The organism is Nostoc sp. CHAB 5836 (assembly GCF_020829445.1).
Taxonomy (GTDB): Bacteria; Cyanobacteriota; Cyanobacteriia; order Cyanobacteriales; family Nostocaceae; genus Nostoc.
In genome coordinates this window covers 1-2,440 of sequence record NZ_JAIVFV010000367.1, presented here as the reverse complement: position 1 = coordinate 2,440, position 2,440 = coordinate 1, and the positions used below count along the sequence as shown (strand labels likewise).

At 47.3% G+C, this 2,440-nt stretch carries 2 protein-coding genes; both read right to left on the bottom strand.

Annotated elements, in window-relative coordinates:
- Positions 1-1,833, bottom strand: a 1,833-nt coding sequence (locus LC605_RS32510; protein ID WP_229551476.1) for a hypothetical protein, incomplete at its 3' end; no start/stop codon positions are given.
- A gap of 1 nt (position 1,834) precedes the next feature.
- A partial coding sequence (locus LC605_RS32505) for an NYN domain-containing protein (protein WP_229551475.1) occupies positions 1,835-2,440 on the bottom strand: 606 nt, incomplete at its 5' end.

The window sequence follows — 2,440 nt, the reverse complement described above, 5'->3', positions numbered from 1 at the left end:
GGATAGCGTAGTTGTGTCATACATCCGAAGCTGTGCGAATCTCGTGTTTAAAAAAGAACAGTGTTCCAGTTCGGTAAGTTCCATGCTCGATTCAAAAAAAAGACAATCCTTAAAATTTGTGGATTTGATTTTCTTGTCACGTAGAGAATCGGTTCCAAATGTCAGTCCGCTTATAACGAGATCGTTGCTTTCGATGCCATTAATAAGTCGAATAATGATATCTCCACAATTCTCGTGCGTGTACGAAGCTTGTGCATCCATTTGGCTAACGGTGGCCAAAAGCTTGATTGTGTCGATGCGCTTTTCGTCTGAACTTCGCGTTACGGCACTCACAAGAGCGTGCTGTGCTTGACGGGGTAATATGCCCCTGCGAAGGACGCCGAAAACGTCCGCTTTGGCGCGGTCATTGAGCGGTCGTAACAAGTTCGCTATTCCTTCGCCAAGGAAGAAGAGGCGGAATTCATCGTGATCAAACTCTAATGAATTAGGTGCATTCGACGAAGGTACTAGCATCGCGTGCCCTCGAATGCGTTCCCGAATTTGCTGCGCTTGGAATGTGTTCTTGCGGCTCGATTCGCTAAAGTAATCAGCTACAAACTCAAGATAATCTCGCTTGAGATAATCGACCCGCGCTTCCCACATCGCCACCGCGATTTGTGAAAGTAGCTCGCAATGCTCATTCACGCTAATCAAAGGAGTGCCAACCTCACGTTCGCCCGATCGATCGATCCATTTTTCGTTGGCCTCTCGTTCGATAAGTCCTCGTACAAATACAGAAAAGAAATCGGCGCCTGATTTACTCAGTTTCTCAAGCAATTCATCCAGAGATGTGCTCTTGATAGCGACGTCGACAAGTCGCTTCACAAGTACTGCTCGCGTTAGCAATGCGTGGCCTTCCGTAAGTCGTTCGCTGACGCGGGTGTAAAGCGCTTCGGAATCGTCAATACGTCTTTTGTCGCAATATGCAATAAACTGCGCTTTGTTCCAACGGTTTAATTCAAGCTTTCCGAAACCGACGGAGAAGTTTCGAATTGTGTCAAATAACCGCTCTTGGATGCGAAGGTTCTCAAACTCGAAATACGCTTTGCGGGCGGCAACCATAACAGCCCCTTGGGAATCTAGTGATCCAACAAGTATCCCCATCGCCGAGAGCGCTTCTCCCGAACTGCTTTCGACAAACATTTCCTCGAATCCATCAAACGCAGGGACAATTACCCCCATCTTTACAAGGGCTAGGAATGAGTTGTAATAAAGAAAAGGGAATCTATAACGGTTTTGAAGGACGCCTACGGTGATATCGTCAAATCTAAGAAAGTGTCGGCCGCCAAGTGGAATAGGCACTACAAGCCATTCAGCTTCTCCGCGAACGAAAAGATCTGCTTGCGTACGAGCCATTTGGTTAATTAGTGATGTCTTTCCCTCGCCAGCATCGCTCGTGATGTAGAGCACGGTTGCTTCAAGTGGGCTGCGATCACTAATTGTTTCTAATGCCGTGACCAATGCATTGTCTGTAGTGATGGCTTTTTCTTGTGGTCCTTTTTCAAGCGTTGGAAGTAAAGTGGCGGCTGGTGGCACGAAATACTCTGTAAGTGGAATACTCTCCTTGAGGCGCGCAGCCAACAGTGGAAGACGCGCTAATCTTGTTAGAATCCATTTGCTCGCTGGTTCTGGCCCGCTTCCCTCATCAACGTAGACATCTCCTGACTTCACCGACAGATTTCCAATTATCAAGTCGCCATTCACTGAAACGACTATTTGCGTTTTGTCGAATAGAAGTTCTGTTCCTGGATCGGAAAAGGTCGTAACGATTGATTTAAAGTCATTGATCTGCATTTTATAAATCTACCTCAAAAAACTTCCCGCCGCCTTGAGGGAATGAAGTTCTTGTACCGTTGCGTTTCGGATGGATTCTTATTGCCGAAGTCCCCTGGAGTAGCACGGTTCGGAGTGGTGGAAGGAAGTCGTCATCTCCGCTAACGAGTACAACTACATCGTATTGAGCATAACCGCCGTGGATTAAGTCGCACGATAGCATCGTGTCCACTGTCTTCTGTTCATGCCGGTAGACTAGGTTGCTGCTGTTTGTGGAACATCCCGGTTTGGCGCATTGCCCAGTCCGTATGAGTGTTTTCATCAGTGGCAATAAACAATCTTTCTCTGTGCATCCTACGTTCTCGGGCGTTTCAACCCGAAGGTTGTTGGGGCGCCCTTTGCGGCGATAAGTGTTGAATAGATGGTGGCTAGGCTCTTGAAGTAAAGCGACCGCTAATTCGGCTTTTGCTGTAACAGTAACGCTCACGGTTTGATTGACTTTAGGTAAGCGGATAACAGCTGGGAAATCTCTTTGAATCTCAATGGTTACGTCCTGTGCCATCCTAGTCATTAGCGTTTCTTCATACCATCCGCCATAGATTCTCACATCACACTGTGCTCGATCGTT